Annotated in this window: 4 protein-coding genes; 3 read left to right on the top strand and 1 reads right to left on the bottom strand. The window is 44.9% G+C overall.

The window, feature by feature from the left end; genetic code table 11:
- The 3 genes from AB7S66_RS12360 to AB7S66_RS12350 all read left to right on the top strand — a co-directional run.
- The coding region (locus tag AB7S66_RS12360; protein ID WP_428520444.1) for a S1 RNA-binding domain-containing protein at positions 1-765 on the top strand (765 nt) is incomplete at its 5' end.
- Between the two features lie 69 nt (positions 766-834).
- The gene (locus tag AB7S66_RS12355; RefSeq protein ID WP_428520442.1) at positions 835-1,524 is read left to right on the top strand and encodes a tetratricopeptide repeat protein; all 690 of its coding nucleotides are present in this window, start codon (positions 835-837) and stop codon (positions 1,522-1,524) included.
- Positions 1,525-1,576: 52 nt separating this feature from the next.
- Complete coding sequence (locus tag AB7S66_RS12350; RefSeq protein ID WP_428520440.1) at positions 1,577-2,299, top strand: hypothetical protein; 723 nt, start codon at positions 1,577-1,579, stop codon at positions 2,297-2,299.
- A gap of 237 nt (positions 2,300-2,536) precedes the next feature.
- Here AB7S66_RS12350 and AB7S66_RS12345 read toward each other — a convergent pair.
- Positions 2,537-2,808: hypothetical protein (locus AB7S66_RS12345; RefSeq protein ID WP_428520438.1), on the bottom strand; the 272-nt coding region annotated here is incomplete at its 5' end.

Below are 2,808 nucleotides of genomic sequence, written 5' to 3'. Positions count from 1 at the left end.
ACAAAGCGCATCAACAACCCCAAGGAAGTCCTTGATGTAGGTGATGTCGTAGAAGCAAAGATCCTTGGGTATGACTTGGACAAGAAGCGTGTTTCTCTCGGCCTCAAGCAGCTTGAGGAAAATCCCTGGGATACCATTTCCGAACGCTATCCGATCGGTATGACTCTTTCAAAGCCGGTTGTGAAGATCACCAACAGTGGTGCATTCGTCAACCTGGAAGAGGGTATTGATGGATTCCTCCATATTGATGACATTTCCTGGACCAAGAAAGTCAAAAACATGGCATCCTTCTGCAGTGAAGGTGATGTGATTGACGTTGTGGTCATTCGCGTTGAACCGGACAACCGCCGTATCCGCCTTGGTGTCAAGCAGCTCGAGGGCAATCCCTGGCAGGTCTTGCGTCACGACTATCCCAAGTTCAGCACAATCAGTGGTGTCATCACCAATGTCACAGACTTTGGCGTATTCGTGAAGGTCATGGGAGATATCGAGGGACTGATCAGCAAGTACAACTTGGTTGGTCCGGATGAGGAGTTCACTGACGAGGTACTGAAGAAGTATCATATCGGAGATCCCATCACTGCAATGGTTGTAGAGTGCAATCCTTCGACCCAGAAGCTCTCACTCTCCGTGAAGGAGATGGTAAGACGCTCCCAGCAGTCGGAGATTGCAAAATATATCCACGAGGATAATGCGAACGATACCTACTCCCTGGCAGAAATGATGCGTTACAAGGATGAGGACAAGGAGAAGGAAGACAACTAGGTTGTGTTCCAAATCACAGGCGGCATACCTGCCGCCTGTGTCATATACCCTTGATAACGGAGATGAGCCATGAGTAATAATTCTAAGGATGCAGCTGAGTTGACCTTGGCTGAACGAATCGAAGGATCTTTGAACCGCTTTCTTGGCAAGAACAAGAAGGCTTTGATCATCGTTGCAATAGTTGTGATTGTCGGGCTGGCAATACTGGGCATTGTGTTTTCAGTGAGTCAGAAGAACCTGCAGACTCAATTCAACGAGATTGACCTGCTGGAAGCTTCATATGTTGAGCTCCAGGCAATGGGAAGTGATGACGAAGCATACCAGGAGACCTATGATGAACTGGTATCCGGTCTGACAGAGCTGGCAGGCAAGGGAAATAAATACCCAAATCTGAAAGCTGAATATCTGTTGGGCATGGTGGCATTCCAGGATAAGGAGTACCAGAAGGCAGTTGACAGCTTCATTTCTGTCTACACTGAAGCAAATGGTACCTATCTTGGTTCTCTGGCACTTGCAAATGCTGCAGCAGCAGCTGAAGAACTCGGAAACGATTCTCTGGCACTCGAGTACTACACCAAGATTATTGACGAGTTCGGGTTTACCGCAGCTGAGTCCCCGAAGGCTCTTTTCGGGCAGGCTCGTCTGCAAGAGAAAGCTGGCAATACCGAGCTTGCAAAGGCAACGTTCCAGCAGCTTGCTGATCAGTTCCCAACTTCCGAGTATGCCAAGCTGGCAATCAACAGACTTGCACTCCTGTAAGCAAACGGGTTAGGGTAGGTTAGAGATACCCACACCATAAGGAGGCAGATGCATGAAGAGAAGAATACCCATTCTTTTTACTGCGTCTGTCTTTTTTATTGTCCTGATCCTGCTTGTATCGTGTGGGATTGCTACTATTTTCATGTTCGGGAATGGTACCATATTTGATGATATAGAAAGTAATGGAGATAAGGTTGGACTGACTCTCACCGTTGATAATGCACTGGGAAACCTCAGTGATATTGACTCAGGAACTGGTCCTTCTCTTATGCTGTTTTATACTGTCACAGATTCGCCAGACGCACCAAACTTCAGAACAGCCTTCAGCACGTCTTATAAAAGAAGGTATGATGGTGTGCAAATAACTTCTGATGAAGTACTCACTGTCAATGACATAACACTCTATCGCTTTTCAAATATTCTTCAAACTACATTTCAGAGTCCTACGTATATAGCAACTGCAAATTCTCCAACATCTCCCGATTTTGTGTGTACACTCACGAAAACAGATGGTTCAGGGTCTACGATATCAATGGATCTGGTTTTTGATACTGGGTCATATACTATCCATGATTCACCAAAACTCTATCGGTATAATGGACAAGCATTCGAGACAGATATTAAAGAGGTGGATGAATCATTTGAAGACTATCATATTGATGATCAATCCTCTGACATGTTTCTTCACATCTATGGTGCTGTAAATGTCTCCAAGGGAAGTTTCAACAACATCTACTGGACTGACCTGGTACATCTTGGATATATCACACTCTAAATCGAAATAACCCATAACAAAAAGGCAAGAGCGAAATCAAAAACGGGATTCATATATTTTCGTTAATAATATATATTCTGTTAACTAGAAACATTCCAGAGACTATACAGTCCAATATGCAGATATCCTCTCCATGTATGCTTTTCATGCTTGATGCTGGGCAAAGAATATGTGCTACGGATATTGATCCCTCATACCCGTAGCATACATAATAACCTGGTTTCAAATCAGTTGAACCTACGCTTGTTCCTGTTTCTTCGGCATCACAAGACCCACAGCGAAGAAGACAACCCCGACAATGATCAGGACAATGGCTGTCGTGTTCATTTGGGAGAATGTGTACTTCACAATGTTTTCAATGGTTTCCACTGGAACTGGAAGGGATCCAAAATCAATACCTGCAAGATTCCCGATCCTATCCAGGCTTGAATACATCGATTTAATGATCAGGAACAATGCACCGCTCAGCGCTGTGGTGATTCCGAACCATTGCAACCCGCTGCTTCGCT

Origin of the sequence: Sphaerochaeta sp., assembly GCF_050178175.1 — a bacterium.
GTDB lineage: Bacteria > Spirochaetota > Spirochaetia > Sphaerochaetales > Sphaerochaetaceae > Sphaerochaeta.
Note: the sequence above shows the minus strand (reverse complement) of the source record. Positions and strands in the feature narration are given on the sequence as shown.